Raw genomic sequence first — 17,496 nt, forward strand, 5'->3', positions numbered from 1 at the left:
AGAAAAGAGGAAAGTACATGATAGAAATTGTTATCATGTTTATCGTGGCCTACCTTTTGGGATCAATCCCATCCGGTGTTTTGGTCGCAAAACAGTTCAATAAAGATTTACACAAAGAAGGTAGTGGAAATACCGGCACTACTAATACATTCCGTGTTTTAGGTGTTAAATCAGGACTAGTGGTCTTAGCTATAGATTTGTTAAAAGGAACCGTAGCCACCCTGCAACCCATTGTTTTTCAGGTACATGGAATCAATCCATTGCTAATTGGGCTCGGTGCCATCTTAGGACATACCTTTTCCGTGTTTGATCATTTTCGCGGTGGGAAAGCCGTTGCTACTAGTGCCGGAATGCTCTTGGCGTATAATCCAAGTTATTTTCTAATTGCATGTTGCTTATTCATCTTTTTTATTTATGTTTCGAGCATGGTTAGTTTTTCAAGCGTAGTCTCCTCACCAATTCTGGTTGTAATTTCATTTTTCTACCATGATCTAATTCTCTCAACCGTGGCCATTGCTTTAACCATTTTTATTATTTATCGGCATCGCACGAATATTCAAAGAATTTTAGCCGGTAATGAAAACTTAGTTCCGTTTGGCATTTACTACCATATGAAAAATAAATCTTAATTAAATCAATGTAAAACCCCTAAAAGATAAGGATGATCCTTATGTTTTAGGGGTCTTTTTAAGCTAGAAGAATGAAATTGAAAATTGACGATTAAATTCTTTGCCAGCAGCAAGCTGATTAATACCCACTTTATCCTTAAGTTCACCATCAAATTCAACGGTATCAGCAATTCCCCACCAAGGTTCGAGACAAATGAAATCGCCCGAAGCGGGATAGGGAGACCAAATTCCTAGATATGGTGCATCATCGACTGTAAATGAAATTCCATGATCATTAGTTGTGTTTTCGGTCATTAGAGTTGTCTGGTTTTGATTTAGCTCTAAAATGATGGCATCGTCTTTGAAAAGTTCATGGCTTAATTCAAGCGGTTGAAATGCGTCAAATTGGACTGGATGCGCTGGATCAATATAAGGTGCCTGGAGTGGAATTTGCGTAAAATTCTGTTTTGGTGCGATCTTCAAAACAGAATTATTCATACCAGTCTGATTGTCGCCGAGGTTCAAATTAAAACCTGGGTGCCCACCAATTGAAAACAACAATTCTTGGTCACGACTTGGATTACGAACTTCGTAGCGTTCAACTAATTCGTGATCGGTCAACGTGAAATGTAAACGTAGCGTGAATTCAAACGGAAACTTAGCCAGCGTTGCTGGATTGCTGGTCAACTCCAAGATGGCATGGTTAACGTCTTGTTCCACGACCGTAAAGTCCATGTCACGCGCAAATCCATGTTGTCCCATTGGAAATGTTTGACCATTAACCTTAAATTGATCGTCTTTAAGCCGTCCCACAAATGGAAATAGTACCGGTGCATGTCGATTCCACACCGCTGGATCCGCTTGCCAAATATACTCAATCCCATCATTGGACTTAACGCTGGCTAATTCCGCTCCCTTTGAATTAATTTGAACCGTTAAATAGTTGTTTTTTAAAACGACTGTCATGCTAAACTCCCCTTATATTAAAGAATAAACTCACTAAGATCCTTATTACCAGCGATGCTACCGATTTTATCGTCAACATATTTTTCAGTCACAGTTACTTCGCCCATTTCCATTGAAGGACCTTCAAATAAGATATCTTCTAGTAGCCGTTCTAGAATAGTGTGTAGGCGACGGGCACCAATATTTTCAGTTTCATGGTTAACTTGTTCGGCAATTGCAGCAATTCGATTAATCGCTTCAATGGTAAAGGTGATTTTAACATTATCGGTTCCAATAAGCGCAATGTATTGTTTAACCAGCGCATTTTTCGGTTCAGTCAAAATCTTCACGAAATCTTCCTTAGTTAAATCACTAAGTTCTACGCGAATTGGAAAACGTCCTTGTAACTCAGCAATTAAATCACTTGGTTTACTTTCATGGAAAGCACCCGAGCCAATGAAGAGAATGTGGCTAGTATCAACCGGACCATATTTGGTATTTACCTGGGAGCCTTCTACGATTGGTAAGATATCCCTTTGAACACCTTGACGCGAGACGTCATTAGATGAATTTTGACCAGAACCCGTGATCTTATCAATCTCATCAATAAAGATAATTCCGGTGTTTTCGGCGCGTTCAATGGCAGCGTGATACAAGTCACCATGGTTCACTAATTTATCGGATTCTTCTCGAATTAAAATTTCGCGAGCTTCGCTGACTGAAACAGTTCTTGTAATTTTTTTCTTAGGCATTAAACCATTTAAAGAATCACCAAGATCAATTCCCATTTGGCTCATCATATTATTGTTATTATTTTGCTTGGGATCATCCATTTCAATTGTGACCATTTCATTTTCTAATAATCCCTTAGCCAGCTTATCAGCAGCGGTCATGCGCTTTTCTTTAATATCATCTGGCACTTTTGGTGCTGATTGATTTAAATTATCCGGCGTTTTGCCTTGTTGTAGTTGATTCAACATATTCATCATATTTTGCAAATCAGCCGTGCTATTCTTGTTTTCATCGACGGGAACTGGAACAAGGAGTTCAACAATTCGGCGATCGGCATTCTTAATGGCATCTAAACGAACGTCCTTAAAAGAGTTTTCCTCTTCAATCCGAATTGCATTTTCAACTAGGTCTCGAACCATGGACTCCACATCTCGACCAACGTAGCCGACTTCGGTGAATTTAGTAGCTTCCACCTTAACAAAGGGCGCGTTGACAATTTTAGCAAGCCGACGCGCAATTTCCGTTTTACCGACCCCTGTTGGTCCAATCATTAGTAAATTTTTAGGAGTGATATCTTCTTGCATATCTTCAGATAGTTGTAGTCGACGATAGCGATTACGTAAAGCAACCGCTACGGCGCGTTTTGCTGATTTTTGACCGATTACAAATTGGTCAAGCTCTTTGACAATTTCTTGTGGGATTAAATTAGTTTGCATAGCTATTATTCCTCCTCAAAATCAAGTGCAATCACATTATGGTTGGTGAAGATATCAATATCACCAGCAACATTAATGGCCGTTGTAGCCATTTCTTTTGCAGTTAGTTGTTTAGCGTGCTTTTTCATAGCTTTTGCGGCGGCTAAAGCAAAGTTGCCACCCGAACCGATGGCTAGGATGCCGTCATCCGGCGCAATCACTTCGCCACTACCAGAAACTAGATACATTTCTTTTTCATCCATCACAATTAACATGGCTTCTAGTTTTTGGAGTTGTTGATCACCACGCCATATTTTAGCTAGCTCTACTGAGGCACGTTGAAGATTTCCACTATATTCTGAAAGCTTTTTTTCGAATTTTTCTTCGAGGTTAAATGCGTCAGCCACGCTTCCTGCAAAGCCGACAATCACTTTGTTGTCATAAATCCGACGCACCTTCCGGGCAGTGCCCTTCATGATGAATTTTTCGCCCATTGTTACTTGACCGTCTCCGGCCATCGCATTCTTGCCGTTATGACTAATTGCGATAATGGTTGTTGCATCAAACTTTACCGTCATTGTAATTTCTCCTTTTAATTAAGTTACGAATCCGTTGAACGCGGAAAGAACTTTCGATAGCTCTCTTGTAATTTTTCTTTAGTAACGTGTGTATAAATTTGGGTCGTTGATAAACTAGCGTGTCCTAGTAACTCCTGGACCGTTCGAAGGTCGGCGCCGTTATTTAAAAGCGCCGTAGCAAAACTATGTCGCAACATGTGCGGATGAATTTTGCCAGTCAAACTACTCTTTTGAATTACTTGGTTTAACACATATTCAATTCCAGTAGGGGTGATCGGCTTGCCGTAGTGGTTCACGAACACAAAATTATGGTTTTGCCGATACTGCTCTAAAAGTGGTTCCCATTCCTCTTTTTGATAACGATGAAGGGCGTCTTTGGCGTATCTTCCAAATGGAACATACCGTTCTTTATTACCCTTTCCAAGTACCAGAATGGTTTGCATCGAAAAATCAATGTCCGTCCATTTTAAATTGGCACATTCGCTAACTCGAATTCCTGTTCCATACAATACTTCAAGTAGCGCAATGTTTCGTAAAGATTGTGCACCAGTTGCTTCATAAACCGTATCAAATAGAATATTCATTTCTTTTTCGTAAAAGAAATGTGGTAGTTTATTGGACTGCTTTTTTAGTTGAATCAATTCAAATGGATTCTTATTGATTAGTTCATTTTTAACTAGAAATCGATAAAAGGCTCGAAGGGATGAAACTTTTCTTGAAATAGACGATCGTTCTAGGTGCTTATCAAATAGATAACTCATGTAAACGTTAACATCAAAGCGATCGACAAGCTGTAAATCAGATTTAGTTCCCGTCTCATTCAGGAAATCTTGAAATTCATGAATATCCTCCAAATAAGCCTTAATCGTCTTATCCGAGTATTGGCGTTCAACCGTTAAATATTGTTTAAACAATTCAATTAGTTCCATCAAAAAACCTCCAACACTTGACACTGTAGCAAATTGTGGAGGTAAACGTCAATTCTTATTTGATTTCTTAACTTATTTTTGAGGTGTCTCTTCATAGTCCCCATTTGGACACACGATTTGTTTGCCGCCCTTAATTTTTTTCTCGATTAGGAAGCTATGACAAACGGGACATTCACGAGCAATCGGCTTATCCCAAGAAACAAAGTCACAATCCGGATATCTAGAACAACCATAAAATAGGCGTCCCTTCTTCGATTTCCGTTCGATAATTTGTCCTTTATGACATTTAGGACAAATTACTCCAATTTCTTTGACGATGGCTTGTGTGTTTCGACAATCTGGGAAGCGACTGCAAGCAAAGAATTTTCCATACCGGCCCATTTTAACAACCATTGGTGAGCCACAAATTTCACAGTTGAAGCCGGCAGGTTCGTCTTTAATCTGAACTTTTTCAATTTGTCCCTGAGCTTTTTCAAGTTCTTTAGCAAACGGTTTGTAGTACCTATCAACTACCTTAATCCAATTTTCTTTACCTTCTTCAACGGAATCTAAATCTTTTTCCAATCCGGCAGTAAAGTCAATATTAACTATATCAGGGAAAAAGTCAAAGATAATGTCGTTGACAATCTCACCGAGCTCGGTCGGTTCAAAACGTCTTGATTCCAGCTTAACGTAGTACCGGCGCTGAATGGTATCGAGCGTTGGCGCATAAGTTGATGGACGACCAACTCCATTTTCTTCAAGGGCTTTAATTAAAGCCGCTTCACTATAACGAGCGGGAGGCTGAGTAAAATGTTGATTAGGATTGTTCGATACTAATTGAACTTGATCCCCTTCTTCAAGATTGGGTAAGACATTATCTTTATCCTTGTTGGTTTTATAAACCTTTGTAAATCCTTCAAACTTCGTCTTGGATCCATTAGCGCGATATTGAACGTTATTTTGTTCGATAGTCACGGCCATGGTATCTAACACTTCGGGAGTCATCTGACTAGCGACAAAGCGCGACCAAATTAGCTTATAAAGCTTAAATTGATCGTTATTGAGGTATTCCTTGATGCTATCAGGGGTTCTCAATACCGATGAAGGTCGAATTGCTTCATGGGCGTCTTGAGCCCCCTCAGGCATTTTTCCTTTACGAGGCTTAGTTGCTGCATACTCCGCACCATATTCGTCGTGAATAAATAAGGAAGTTTCATGCTTGGCAACTTCGGAAATTCGGGTCGAATCGGTTCGCATATAGGTAATTAAACCGACCGTGCCTTCCTTACCAATATGAATTCCTTCATACAGTTGTTGAGCTGCCATCATTGTTTTTCGTGTTCGGAAATTAAGCGTCTTATTTGCTTCTTGTTGCATAGAACTGGTTGTAAAGGCCGCCGCCGGATAACGCTTGCGTTCGCGACGTTTGACTTCAGTAATGTCAAAATCGGCCTTGGGATCGATGTTTTTAAGAACCTCTTGAACCTTTTTATCATTTGGCAATTTCATCTTCTTATGGTTCATCCCATAAAAAGTGGCGTTAAACTTGGAACGGCCCTTCTTAAATTCAGAATCAATTGACCAATATTCTTCTGGTTCAAAGGCTTTAATTTCATTTTCACGTTTAATGATTAGACTAAGTGCAATTGATTGAACTCGTCCAGCACTCAGCCCTTTTTTAACTTTTTGCCATAGCAATGGTGAAATTGAATATCCAACCAAACGGTCTAAAATCCGCCGCGCTTGTTGCGCATCCACCAAAGTTGAGTCAATGCTCCGGGGCGTTTTAAAGGCGTTTTTAACGGCATCTTTAGTAATTTCATTGAAGACTACTCGATTTTTATCTTTGGGATCAAGTCCTAGCAAGTAAGATAAATGCCAAGCAATTGCTTCCCCCTCACGATCCGGGTCAGATGCGAGATAGACTTTTTTAGCTTTTTTAGCTTCCTTACGAAGGCTTTTGATTGTATCACCCTTGCCTCGAATGGAAATGTAGTGTGGTTCATAATCATTTTCAATATCGACGCCCATCTTACTCTTGGGTAAGTCCCGAATATGACCGAGACTTGCCACAACTCTGTAAGAACGACCCAAATATTTTTCAATTGTTTTAGCCTTGGACGGTGATTCCACAATCACAAGGTTCTTTTTTGCAGCTGGCATTTGTTGCTCCTTTGCCTTGAATATTTAGAATATATACTCATCATGTTATTGCATTCGATTCGTGATTGTCAAATTCGCAATTACGAATCAATGCTTTAGAGTCACGAATTTAGTATAAGCTTTTATTTATAGCGTTAAACAAAAATACATGTTATCACGACTTTACCAAAAAGTATATTTAAATCACCTATTTTTCAAAATAATGGCTAAACTTCTTCTAAAATATCGGCCAATTCAACTAGTGGTCGGGCTCCTGCTGCAATTAAAGCGTTCGTTCCATTACTATTTTCACTAAAAATACTACCTGGGATTGCTAGAACATTTCGGTTTTCATTAAGCGCTAAGTTAGCGGTAATTAAACTACCTGATTGCTTTTTAGCTTCAACAACACAGGTCGCTTTGGCCAATCCGGCAATAATTCGGTTTCTTTCGACGAAGTGATGTCGCAAAGGACGCGCTCCTTTAGGATATTCGCTAATTAATATCCCCCGTTTTTCAATTTGGCTTTGAAGAATTTGATTTTGCTTAGGATACGTAACATCTAGTCCGTTGCCAACGACTGCAATCGTTGCTCCTGCACTATTTAACGTTAACAGATGGACCATGGCGTCAACGCCTTTGGCCAAGCCACTAACAGTAACCAATTGATTACCAACCAGTCCGGGGATGAGACATTTAACCGCTTGCTTACCATAATCAGTCATTACCCGCGATCCAACAATTGCCACCAACCGCGTTTGATTCAATAGTGTGACATTTCCACGATAAAAAATCACAGTCGGGGGGCAAAAAATTTCTTTTAAAGCCGCTGGGTAAGCCGCATCTAAAATGGTAATGATTCCACCATTTTGTTCATTTTCTTTAACTTTTCGCTTTAACTGCTCACTATGTAACATCTTAATGGTTGCGTCCTTTTGACTATTCTCGATTAAATTGGTTGTAGTTACCCACCTTGATGCTGAAAAAGAAGTAACGTTGTTAACTTCTTTATAAATCTGATGTTGTTTCTTAATATTGAAAGTTGTTCCTATTTTTATTCTAATTAAAAAATCACGTACTTCCACTCGACTCACCTCGAATGTAATGTACGTGTTTTTATTTGCATTTATTTTAAAAAATTTGGAACAGGCTCAAACGTCCGGCGGTGAATGGGCGTAACTCCTAAACTTTCTAAACCTAAAAGATGCTGTTTAGTACCATAACCTACGTTTTGGTCAAACCCATACCCAGGGTAAAGGTCGTTATATGAGTGCATTAAATGATCCCGATACTCTTTTGCAACAATTGAAGCCGCTGCAATACTGTTGCTCTTAGAGTCACCCTTAAACATTACCGATTTTGGAATATCAATTGGAATTTGAACCGCATCGACTAGCAAATGTTGCGGGACAACGTTTAAATTAGCAATTGCCATTTTCATCGCCTGTTTAGTCGCATTTAAGATTCCGATTTGGTCAATTTCTTCATTAGAGTAGATCCCAATTCCGACACTTAACGCCTCTTTTAAAATTTGCGGATATAATTCTTCGCGGACTTCAGCAGACAACTTTTTTGAATCATTGACCGAGATTAGATCAAACGATTCATCTAAAACAACCGCCGCAGTGACAACTGGCCCCGCCAAACAGCCGCGTCCCACTTCGTCAATGCCAGCAACCCATTTTTTGCCATGATTCCAGAGTTCGCGTTCAAGTGCGAAGCGTTGTTTAAAATCAGCCACCTTAACTTGGTGATCGTTAATTTGTTTTTGTTTCCGCTTCACCAGCGCCTTAACCCCAGCACGTTCGTCACCTAGTAACTCTAGCAAATATGGGTCGTTTGCATCAGTGACTGCTACTAAGTCTGCCTTGATTTCTTTAATCGTCGCCAAGCTCTGATAACTCCTCTACAAAATCTAATGTAAAACGACCAAGTTTTCCTTTGCGGGCGTCCAACAAAATTCGCTGGCTAGACCGATCATAATCATCCCGCATCCCCAACTTTTGTGTAATCAACAGCAATAAATCGGGTAGGTCAAGCGCCAAATCTTCATCATTTAGATGATAACGTTCAATTAAGCCCTCTCGATACTTTTGAATAAAAATGTTTAACCCAAATAGGACCACATCGTCATTTGCATAGAGGTTATCCTTAATAGCCCCGGTAAAGGCTAATTTATTTCCAACATTCTGGTCTTCAAATTTAGGCCATAGAATACCCGGCGTATCAAGAAGATACAATCCTCGTCGTGATTTCAGCCATTGCTGTTTTTTGGTAACACCCGGACGGTCCCCCGTAATTGCAACCTTTTTATTAACCAAATGATTCAATAACGTCGATTTTCCAACGTTGGGAATTCCGATACACATCGAACGAATTTCAGAATTTTTAATGCCTCTTTCAGCGCGATTTGAAATTCGATCGGCCAAAATCTCTTGCGTTTTTTTCAAAATAATATTTTCAGTTGAAGGTTCTTTTGAATTAAGCGCAATTGCATATTCGTGATTCTTTTTGTAATAGTCTAGCCACTTTTGGGTTTCACGCGGATCGGCTAAATCCGCTTTAGTCAAAATCAAAAGATGCGGTTTATCCTTGATTACGTCTTCAATCATTGGATTTCTAGAGGATACTGGAATTCGTGCATCCACTAGTTCAAAAACGATATCGACTAATTTTAATTTTTCTTCAACCTGCCGAATAGCTTTCGCCATATGGCCGGGATACCATTGAATAATTGCCATGGTTTTTTCTCCTTTTATACTGGGACTTTAAAACGTTTTTCTTTAGTACATTTGATTTCTGGAATTAATCTACCACGCCGTCAGCATCGATTTTTACTCATATGCTCGTTTTACTGAATGCTAAGTATTATCTTACCTAATTTGGCGCAAAATTGAAAACCGAATGTGATTTTGTCGTATCTGTTACTAGGCGAAACTTTTCCACCACTACGTATAACATTTTAATTAATTTAATTGAGGGATTCGTGCATTAATTTTTCGATTTTATCCATAAAAGTTGGATAAGAAACCTTTCCCAAAACCAGTTCCCGACTTAATAAATAAGTTTTAATATCCCGATCTTGAGGTTGATGATCGATTCGATCAAGCTGATCATGCTCATCGTTTAAGGGATGATCGATATTGCTTTTATTTTTAAAAGCCGCGTAATATCGGAGTCCAAATCTTCTTTGCGAGCGGGCATTAATATGAATGCCATCTGGATTAGAATCGAGATCTTCGGCACTTACTAAATAAGTATTGTTAAGTTGACGATTTACCTTTTGCATTGCTTGGTTAATCTGTTCAAATTCTATCGCACTGGTACCGAATCCCTTCTTACCTAAGAATTCCGGCAATTTTCCGAAAATGATCGGTACTTCGGGCAATCCCAAAGCCGTCCGTAGATTGCTGAAAACGCCCATTAATTCATGATCATAGTTTTTATAATGCTCATTTAAGCTATCGTTTTCGCCCTGATGCCACAAAATTCCAATTAATTCGCTGTCTTCCATGGCAAAGCGTGCTTCTGAAATAGCGTGTCGCATTAATTTCTGATCGGTACCCCATTCACTAATGGAACTACCACCTTCAGCGCACGGTATTAATCCGATTTCTTCATCCACATGATCTAGTTGCCACGCCGCAGCAAAAGAAGCCGCCGGTCCAATTCCTGAAACTTCACGATCAAAATGAATCGGCTCGGTCATCATTTGCCAGCGTCCATTGCGGAGCATTCTAATATTTTTGTTGTAAATTGGTGTAACATCTTTAATAAAACCGCGCCCAGCCATATTGGACTGGCCGACTAACAGAATTGATTTGATTGTGATTCACTCCTTAATTAAACATTAGTATTAATAAGATTATCATACGACAGGCCCCAAGTTGATCGTTTTAATCCGTAATGACTAGATAAAAAACACCCTGGCTGCCAACGGCAATCGTCCAAGGTGTTGTTTGTTCAACGATAATCACGTTTCATTATTAACAGTCGATAGTAGCTTTCAACTATTAAACATTCCGCACTAGATCTTGTCTAAAATCCAAATTTACCTTTTAATCAATCCATTTTATTAAGATTGCTCATTTAAAAATTTTATAAATAGTTCTTGATATAGATCAATAAAATCAAAATACATTTGCTTTGGTAAGCTTTCGTTCACCTGATGTTGGGACATATCACCAGGACCATAAATGGCAAATGGAAAGTTTTTCGGTTGATTTTTGGCCAGGTTGGATGCATCGGTAATCCCCGGGCTTGGTTGAACAACGACATCCTGACCAGCATAGTTCTTGCCAATCTTTTGAATCAGAGTAACCATTGCATTGTTCTCATTCGTTGAGATTGGCGGTTCGTTCATAATCGTTTCCAAACTAATTTGAGCTCCAGCAGCATTGTATTTTTGGATTAGCTGATTGATTGCATCAGTCACTTGTTCGTTGGTATATTCGGGAATTGTTCGAATATTAACCTGTGCTTCCGCATGGTCAGGCAACGAGTTTACCTGGTCTCCACCATTTAAGACGTCAACATTAAAGCGCAGTGGGCCCATTGCGCCATCCGGAATTTTCTCAAAATTAGCGTTGGCTTCAGTCAGTAACTGAATTAAGGGCACCAGTGCATTATATCCTCTTTCTGGGGTTGAACTATGCACTGATTTTCCCTTAGATATTAATTTCAAATCATAGGAACCCTTTTGCCTAGATGCGGTTCCATAAATGCTAGAAGGCTCTCCAACTAAAAGGCCGTCAGTATCACGCATATAACCGCTCTCATAAAAAGCAGCCGAACCGGCTTCACCAACCTCTTCGCCCATCGTCGCTAACAACCGAATCGTCCCCACCTTAGGTAAATTTTGGGCGTGTAATTCAATCATTGCGATGACCATTGCCGCGAGTCCAGCTTTCATATCAGTTACACCGCGTCCGTATAATATTTCATTTTTTTCAGTTAGGATAAATGGATCACTTTGCCACAATTTCAAATCCCCGGGAGAAACCACATCCATATGACCTGAAACGGCTAGGACGGGTGCATTCTTACCAATCTCGGCCACCAAGTTTGCTCGTCCATTTTTTAATTGAATAATTTTTGAATCGATGCCATGTTGGCTAAATAATTCTTGTAAATATTCGGCTACTTGCAGCTCATTGCCGTTGACGGTTTTAAAACTAATTAGCTTGGATAACACTGCCAGTGCATCAGACGTGTTAAAAACTTTCATACTCACAATCCTCCTATACAGTATTCGTTTTCGAGATCATTTTAACGCATTTTTATATAATTTTTATCTAACCAGAATTATTATTATTTTATTTTTAAGAAATTAAAAATGGTAATATTTAGAATTCATCCCAAATATCACCATTTTCAAAAAAGTTATTTTAAAAGCTCAACTTTCGCCATTCCCATTACTTCAGATGCCGGTTCGTCTCCACTTGCGTAATACTCAAATTTGACTACATTTCGCAAAAAATAGTAGGTATGTTCTGATCCTTCGCTTTCAACCAAAGTTCCAACGCCTTTTGTAATATTCTCAAGGCATTTTCTCATATGATCTTCATCACCCGTTGTGTAAGCCTTATCACTCGTCGTAAACGTAAATAAACCCGTATACATGTTAACAACCTCCAATTTTATGAACTCTGCTCTAATCTGCCTTAATTCTATCACGTTTAGCTAGCCAGCATGCTTAAAAATCAACTGTTAATCCTATTTAATTAACCATCCACCATCAACTGGAATAATGGTGCCTTGCAGGTAACTGGCTCCAGCACTCGCCAAAAATAGCGTCACCGTTGCAACTTCATCGGCTCCAGCCCATCTTTTTATCGGAACTTCTTTGGCAACCTGACTAGCAATTAACCCACCATTTTCGAAATCCTTGGCATTCATTGGCGTATCAATGCATCCCGGCGCAATCCCATTAACTCGAATTCCTCGCTCAGCTAAATCAAGTGCTAGTTGTTTCGTAAAACCGATCACGGCGTGCTTAGAGGCGGTGTACGCAATCCCACCGCCACCAGCAACCATTCCGGCAATCGAGGCGGTGTTGATAATGACTCCATCGGAATTAATTTTAGCTAAAACTAACTTTGTGACATTGAACATGGTGGAGACGTTGGTGTTTAAAACCTTTGTCCATTGCTCAAAGGAGGTTTGCTCAATTGACTGATAATCATCTAAAATTCCCGCAGTGTTAACCAGAATATCAAGTTTTTCAATCGAATTTAACGCTAGTATTAATTCATCTAAATTGGTTAAATCAACCTGAGCATATGTAAAATCAGGAAACTTTTCGCCCAAAAGTTGCATCTGATCAACGTTTTGGTCCAAACCAGTCACCAGTGCCCCCTGCTGCAAAAAAGCGGTTGCTTGCGCTAACCCAATTCCTGAATTTGCACCAGTTATCAGGATTATTTTATTTTTCAATTCGGGATAACTAGTCACCCAAAACGACCTCCCAATCTTCAGCTAAAATATCACAAACGGTGGGAGCAAAGCTGGAGTAACCCTCGCTGGTTGTTTTAATCAGCATGGACGGCGTTACGTCGATACCGTCAAATTTTTGATTAGTAATAACTAGAATATATTCTTCATCGCCACCCCATTGGCTTCGAATGGCTTTCCCACCTGCTTTTAAAATGGGTAATACTTTTTCAAAAGTCATCTTGATCTCCTTATTCATAGAAATTAATTTTTTTACTTAATAAATAAACAATCACGGCGCCAATTAGCATTGAAGCAATTTCCCCCAATGCTAAAATCCAGTAGGTCGGAAAGATTGGTAATTTCGCATAGATATGCATTTCCAGCGCTACTAGGAACATCCCTGGCATTTGACAGAGTGTCGCAATCATAAATTTGAAGAATAGATTGGTTATTTTGTGCGCCAGGACATATGTCAGTGTCGTTCCAATTAACGTACCTAAAGTCCCAAATAGCATGTCAATCGGGCCCAACGGACTAAAGATGTTTACAATTAAGACGCCCATGGTTACCGCCAAAATGTATCTTCGATTAAACGCGGCCAAATGGTTAAATAGTTCCGACAAGCGTAACTGAATCACCCCAAAACTTAATGGTGCCATCAATAACGTTATAACAACATATAAAGCAGCAATGATTGCTGAAGACGCAATCTTTCGATTTAACTTTTTCATTAAAAAGTTCTCCTTAGTTTTGTTTATGGTGGGATTTTGCGAACCACCAGATTTGTTATATAAAACATCTTTACTTTACCATACTTAAAGCCCGTTTCGACACGTTAAAAGTAAATAACTTGGCAAATCGTTTAAAATTGTTTATCACCACAAAAAAAGATGACGATGTCTTTAGACCGTCATCTTTTAGGAAGCTAATTAATGATTTTTTGCAACTCGTGGTATTGTTTTAACATCCATTCCTTATACGTTGCATTATTTTCAGGTGTTTCAGTGACCGGAAGAACTGGAACGTTATTCTTCTTGGCTAACTCAACCAAGTTTTTAATGTTTTTAGAGCTAACTTGTTTATTAAAGACAAAGAAAGCAATTTGACGTTGCTCAATCTTTTCCTGCATCGTTTTTACGACCTTAGGCGCCGGATCCGTACCGTTTTCGGCCGCTTCTTCGTAGGCGGTATCAGCGACCTTAAACCCTAACGACTCTAATGCATAGTCAAATACTGGTTCACTGACATAGACGTTCTTTTTGGCTGAATTTTTAGCAACCTTCTTTAGATCATTGATTACATTTTGAACCGGTTTTAGTGATGCAATGTACTTTTTAGCATTTTGTTCAAAATATTTTTGATTATTTGGCTGCATTTTACCAAACTTTTTAGCTAGTAAATTGGCCAACGGTGGCATTGTTTCGGGCTTGTACCATAAATGCGGATTGTCGCCTTCTTTTTTATGATAAATGTCTTCACCAACCTTAATATAATCCAATTTATTACTATTTTTGACCAACTTGTCCATCCATCCGTCATACCCAATTCCATTGGCAATTACTACGTTTGCTTTAGTAACTTCTTTTGCCGTCGTTGCAGTAGGCTCATAGTCATGCGGATCAATGCTAGAACTGTTAATTATTGATGTCACTTTTCCTTTATTTCCTAAAACCTGTTTAGCAACCTCGCCATAAAAATTTGTCGTAGTAACGACCGAAATTTGTTTATTTGGTGATGCCGCCGTTTTTGACTGTGATTGACATCCCGACAAAATAAACCCAATAATCAAAATCGGTACTATGTATAATAAATTTTTTCCTATTTGTTTTAACATGGAATCTTCCTTTCAAAAATTCTTTTATTTAGCTAAATAGTAATTATTACTATTTAAAACTATAAAACAAATATAGCTTAGTTGTTTTAGTATGTCAATTTAATTCTAAAAAATTAACACTTTAATACTAATAGAATGTTTTCGAACCGACTTATAAACATGACCTAAAAATTTTAATTTAAGAGAACTTCCGTAACTAATAGTCCTCCACCAAACACTAGAACAAATACAACAACCGGCCAGACAAACCGAACCCAGTGGGAATATTTAACATCAAGCATTTGAAGGGTTGCCATAACCAGCCCGGTGGGAGCAAGAAAGAGCATCGCATATTGACCAAATTGGTAAGCCGTAACAATAATATGCCGTGGCATATGGACAGTATCAGCCAACGGAGCCATAATTGGCATTGCTAAAACGGCTAATCCAGATGATGATGGAACGATAAATCCTAGAACAAAGAAAATGAGCATCATCATAATGATAAATAGTGGACCATTCATGCTAGAAACGAGCCTTGAGGAACCATACAAAATAGTGTCCGAAATACAACCGTTATTCAAAATAAGATTAATTCCCCGCGCTAATCCAATGATGAGTGAAACACCCACTAAACTAGATGCTCCTGCGGTGAAGGCGTCAACCACTTTCTTTTCACCTAACCCATTTTTACCAAAACAGATTAAAAACATGATGATAATCGTAATAATCAGAAACATTGATGCCATATTTGGAAAGGCCCATTTTTTTGCCATAACTCCCCAAATCATGATTGGAAAAGCGGCTGCGAATAAAATTAAAATAATCTTCTTTTTTAGAGAAAAGGTTTGGTCAAGCTCATCGCCGGATTCAATCCCCCACATCCTTGTGAATGCCTCATGGTCTTCGTATGTATATGAGGCTTTGGGGTTAGCTTTAATTTTTTTAGCATATAGATACAAGTAGCTAATCACAAAAATTGCTGCGACGATTAAGCCAATGATTTGTCCTGCTAATCCTTGAGTAAACGTTGTTCCAGCCGCATTTGATGCAATAACGACGGAGAATGGATTGATGGTCGAAAAGGTCGTTCCAATTGAACTAGCCAAGAAAATTGAGCCGATACTAATGATTGAGTCATAGCCCATTGCAATAAAAATTGGTACTAAAATCGGATAAAAAGCCACGGCTTCTTCTTCAATACCACAAAGTGTTCCACCCAGAATTAGTAACACGGAAACCATAAAAATCAAGACAAATTCATGCCCTTTAGTTTTCTTGGTTAAAGCCATTAAGCCTGATTCAAAGGCGCCGCTGGCTCGAACAACTCCAATTAGCCCACCGAGCACAAAAATAAAAATCATGATGTCCACGGCTTGAATCGTTCCTTGCACCATCCCCTCAAAGATATCCATGAAGCCGGCGGGATGCTGCTTCATTTTTTGATAAGTGTTGGGGACGGAAACCGGACTAGTGATGGCGCCTGATTTAAACTGTTCCACATTAATTTGAACATGCAACCGATCAAGCGTTTTTTGAGTTGCGGGCAGTGATTTTTTATTTCCATCTGGAAGCATCATTTCGATTCGATTGTTGCCGTATTGAATTTTAGAGTAACTTCCTGCAGGAATAATCCAAGTTAAAAGAACTGCTATAGTTGTTAAGAAAAATAGAACAGTGAATGCACCTGGCATTTTTAATTTGAAATGCTTTTGAGGTTTCTTGACTGCAGCGTCCATTTTGTCTCTTCCTTTCGTTTATAAATATATAATTAATCCTTTTTGATTCGTAAAAATGGGCGAATATTACCACTTAAAGTAATTCGCCCATTGAGTAATACCGGTCTAACAGTCGATATTAATATTATCAATTCTTAAATTAGCGGTCTATTGATCGATCACCACTGTTCCCAATTTCCCTTTTAGGGCGTCGTCTAATCCCTTTAAGGAAGTAATGATTGCCTCACGTTCGGGATGTCCTTCTACAAAGGATAAACACGCTTGAACTTTTGGTAGCATACTTCCCACTGAAAATTGCTTTTCTGAAATAAACTTTTTGGCTTCTTTAACCGTTAAATTTTTTAATGCCCGTTGATTTTCCTGATTAAAATTCAAGTAAACATAGTCAACGGCGGTCAAAATAATCAGTTTTTCTGCTTCAAGATTAGCCGCGACCAGCGTCTTCGGTAAAAACATATCCTTTGTCTTCTGCAATTTTCTTCGCCACTTCTTTGGTATAAAAATCTCCAATTGGTTTGGTTGGATTTTTAAAAGCGGAATCATTTTGATCGACCAAAACTTGAGTAATCGTTGTAATAACACTTTTAGAAAGATGCTGGTGTGCTAATTCATTTTGAAGTGCCTGTTGTAAGTGATAGCCGATGTAACCTTGGCTCATCGCTCCACACTCCGGGAATGGAAATGAAGCTGTCTTCCCATTTTCAGCCGCAAAGTTTAATCCCAAATTAATTTGCCCCACATGGGGACCGTTACCATGACTGATGACCACTTCATTTCCAGCGTTGATTAAACCGATCAAAGAAGTGGCAGTCCCTTTAACTAATTGACGTTGCTCACTTGGTGAACTACCTAAAGCATTTCCACCCAGAGCAACAACGACTTTTGCCATTTAAAATCC

17 protein-coding genes, 1 pseudogene and 1 riboswitch are annotated in these 17,496 nt (G+C 39.0%); of the genes and pseudogenes, 1 reads left to right on the forward strand and 17 read right to left on the reverse strand.

Going from position 1 to position 17,496, the window contains the following annotated elements:
- Window positions 1-17 precede the first annotated feature (17 nt).
- Window positions 18-629 (forward strand): glycerol-3-phosphate 1-O-acyltransferase PlsY, encoded by a 612-nt coding sequence (plsY, locus tag IV81_RS00250; protein ID WP_057801142.1) that lies wholly within the window; start codon window positions 18-20, stop codon window positions 627-629.
- A gap of 63 nt (window positions 630-692) precedes the next feature.
- Here plsY and IV81_RS00255 read toward each other — a convergent pair whose 3' ends face one another.
- The 17 genes and pseudogenes from IV81_RS00255 to arcC all read right to left on the reverse strand — a co-directional run bounded on the left by IV81_RS00255 (window position 693) and on the right by arcC (window position 17,487).
- Window positions 693-1,574 (reverse strand): aldose 1-epimerase family protein, encoded by an 882-nt coding sequence (locus tag IV81_RS00255; RefSeq protein WP_057801143.1) that lies wholly within the window; start codon window positions 1,572-1,574, stop codon window positions 693-695.
- 17 nt (window positions 1,575-1,591) lie between these two features.
- Window positions 1,592-3,001, reverse strand: a complete 1,410-nt coding sequence (hslU, locus tag IV81_RS00260) for an ATP-dependent protease ATPase subunit HslU (protein WP_057801145.1) — start codon at window positions 2,999-3,001, stop codon at window positions 1,592-1,594.
- A gap of 5 nt (window positions 3,002-3,006) precedes the next feature.
- The gene (gene hslV / locus IV81_RS00265; RefSeq protein ID WP_057801147.1) at window positions 3,007-3,558 is read right to left on the reverse strand and encodes an ATP-dependent protease subunit HslV; all 552 of its coding nucleotides are present in this window, start codon (window positions 3,556-3,558) and stop codon (window positions 3,007-3,009) included.
- A gap of 23 nt (window positions 3,559-3,581) precedes the next feature.
- Window positions 3,582-4,487, reverse strand: coding sequence for a tyrosine recombinase XerC (xerC, locus tag IV81_RS00270; protein WP_057801148.1), 906 nt, complete (start codon window positions 4,485-4,487; stop codon window positions 3,582-3,584).
- Window positions 4,488-4,559: 72 nt separating this feature from the next.
- Entirely contained in the window at window positions 4,560-6,632 is a 2,073-nt protein-coding gene (gene topA / locus IV81_RS00275; RefSeq protein WP_057801150.1) for a type I DNA topoisomerase, read from the reverse strand.
- Window positions 6,633-6,838: 206 nt separating this feature from the next.
- Complete coding sequence (gene dprA / locus IV81_RS00280) at window positions 6,839-7,696, reverse strand: DNA-processing protein DprA (RefSeq protein ID WP_057801152.1); 858 nt, start codon at window positions 7,694-7,696, stop codon at window positions 6,839-6,841.
- 41 nt (window positions 7,697-7,737) lie between these two features.
- On the reverse strand, window positions 7,738-8,502 hold the full coding sequence (locus tag IV81_RS00285; protein WP_057801155.1) for a ribonuclease HII: 765 nt from the start codon (window positions 8,500-8,502) through the stop codon (window positions 7,738-7,740).
- The gene (gene ylqF / locus IV81_RS00290) at window positions 8,489-9,352 is read right to left on the reverse strand and encodes a ribosome biogenesis GTPase YlqF (RefSeq protein ID WP_057801156.1); all 864 of its coding nucleotides are present in this window, start codon (window positions 9,350-9,352) and stop codon (window positions 8,489-8,491) included. The genes IV81_RS00285 and ylqF overlap by 14 nt, the downstream gene beginning before the upstream one ends.
- Before the next feature lie 230 nt (window positions 9,353-9,582).
- Window positions 9,583-10,443, reverse strand: a complete 861-nt coding sequence (locus IV81_RS00295; protein WP_476739297.1) for a sialate O-acetylesterase — start codon at window positions 10,441-10,443, stop codon at window positions 9,583-9,585.
- Window positions 10,444-10,686: 243 nt separating this feature from the next.
- A complete protein-coding gene (locus IV81_RS00300) occupies window positions 10,687-11,838 on the reverse strand; it encodes an ArgE/DapE family deacylase (protein WP_057801160.1) in 1,152 nt (383 codons plus the stop codon).
- A 155-nt stretch (window positions 11,839-11,993) separates the two neighbouring features.
- Complete coding sequence (locus IV81_RS00305; RefSeq protein ID WP_057801162.1) at window positions 11,994-12,233, reverse strand: hypothetical protein; 240 nt, start codon at window positions 12,231-12,233, stop codon at window positions 11,994-11,996.
- Window positions 12,234-12,326: 93 nt separating this feature from the next.
- Window positions 12,327-13,064 (reverse strand): 3-oxoacyl-ACP reductase, encoded by a 738-nt coding sequence (locus tag IV81_RS00310; protein WP_057801164.1) that lies wholly within the window; start codon window positions 13,062-13,064, stop codon window positions 12,327-12,329.
- The gene (locus IV81_RS00315) at window positions 13,057-13,284 is read right to left on the reverse strand and encodes a DUF2829 domain-containing protein (RefSeq protein WP_057801166.1); all 228 of its coding nucleotides are present in this window, start codon (window positions 13,282-13,284) and stop codon (window positions 13,057-13,059) included. The genes IV81_RS00310 and IV81_RS00315 overlap by 8 nt, the downstream gene beginning before the upstream one ends.
- 10 nt (window positions 13,285-13,294) lie before the next feature.
- Window positions 13,295-13,777, reverse strand: a complete 483-nt coding sequence (locus IV81_RS00320; protein WP_057801168.1) for a QueT transporter family protein — start codon at window positions 13,775-13,777, stop codon at window positions 13,295-13,297.
- A 7-nt stretch (window positions 13,778-13,784) separates the two neighbouring features.
- Window positions 13,785-13,830: riboswitch (PreQ1 riboswitch) on the reverse strand.
- Between the two features lie 141 nt (window positions 13,831-13,971).
- Complete coding sequence (locus IV81_RS00325; protein ID WP_057801170.1) at window positions 13,972-14,880, reverse strand: metal ABC transporter solute-binding protein; 909 nt, start codon at window positions 14,878-14,880, stop codon at window positions 13,972-13,974.
- 173 nt (window positions 14,881-15,053) lie between these two features.
- Entirely contained in the window at window positions 15,054-16,598 is a 1,545-nt protein-coding gene (locus IV81_RS00330; protein WP_057801172.1) for a YfcC family protein, read from the reverse strand.
- A 147-nt stretch (window positions 16,599-16,745) separates the two neighbouring features.
- A pseudogene (arcC, locus tag IV81_RS00335) lies at window positions 16,746-17,487 on the reverse strand (carbamate kinase).
- Window positions 17,488-17,496 lie beyond the last annotated feature (9 nt).

Source organism: Pediococcus stilesii (assembly GCF_001437075.1).
GTDB classification, from domain to species: domain Bacteria; phylum Bacillota; class Bacilli; order Lactobacillales; family Lactobacillaceae; genus Pediococcus; species Pediococcus stilesii.

Bases quoted from the DNA above. Each gene is read 5' to 3' on its own strand.
- plsY (WP_057801142.1), top strand. From the start codon at position 18: ATGATAGAAATTGTTATCATGTTTATCGTGGCCTACCTTTTGGGATCA.
- IV81_RS00255 (WP_057801143.1), bottom strand. From the start codon at position 1,574: ATGACAGTCGTTTTAAAAAACAACTATTTAACGGTTCAAATTAATTCA.
- hslU (WP_057801145.1), bottom strand. From the start codon at position 3,001: ATGCAAACTAATTTAATCCCACAAGAAATTGTCAAAGAGCTTGACCAA.
- hslV (WP_057801147.1), bottom strand. From the start codon at position 3,558: ATGACGGTAAAGTTTGATGCAACAACCATTATCGCAATTAGTCATAAC.
- xerC (WP_057801148.1), bottom strand. From the start codon at position 4,487: ATGGAACTAATTGAATTGTTTAAACAATATTTAACGGTTGAACGCCAA.
- topA (WP_057801150.1), bottom strand. From the start codon at position 6,632: ATGCCAGCTGCAAAAAAGAACCTTGTGATTGTGGAATCACCGTCCAAG.
- ylqF (WP_057801156.1), bottom strand. From the start codon at position 9,352: ATGGCAATTATTCAATGGTATCCCGGCCATATGGCGAAAGCTATTCGG.
- IV81_RS00300 (WP_057801160.1), bottom strand. From the start codon at position 11,838: ATGAAAGTTTTTAACACGTCTGATGCACTGGCAGTGTTATCCAAGCTA.
- IV81_RS00305 (WP_057801162.1), bottom strand. From the start codon at position 12,233: ATGTATACGGGTTTATTTACGTTTACGACGAGTGATAAGGCTTACACA.
- IV81_RS00315 (WP_057801166.1), bottom strand. From the start codon at position 13,284: ATGACTTTTGAAAAAGTATTACCCATTTTAAAAGCAGGTGGGAAAGCC.
- IV81_RS00320 (WP_057801168.1), bottom strand. From the start codon at position 13,777: ATGAAAAAGTTAAATCGAAAGATTGCGTCTTCAGCAATCATTGCTGCT.
- IV81_RS00325 (WP_057801170.1), bottom strand. From the start codon at position 14,880: ATGTTAAAACAAATAGGAAAAAATTTATTATACATAGTACCGATTTTG.
- IV81_RS00330 (WP_057801172.1), bottom strand. From the start codon at position 16,598: ATGGACGCTGCAGTCAAGAAACCTCAAAAGCATTTCAAATTAAAAATG.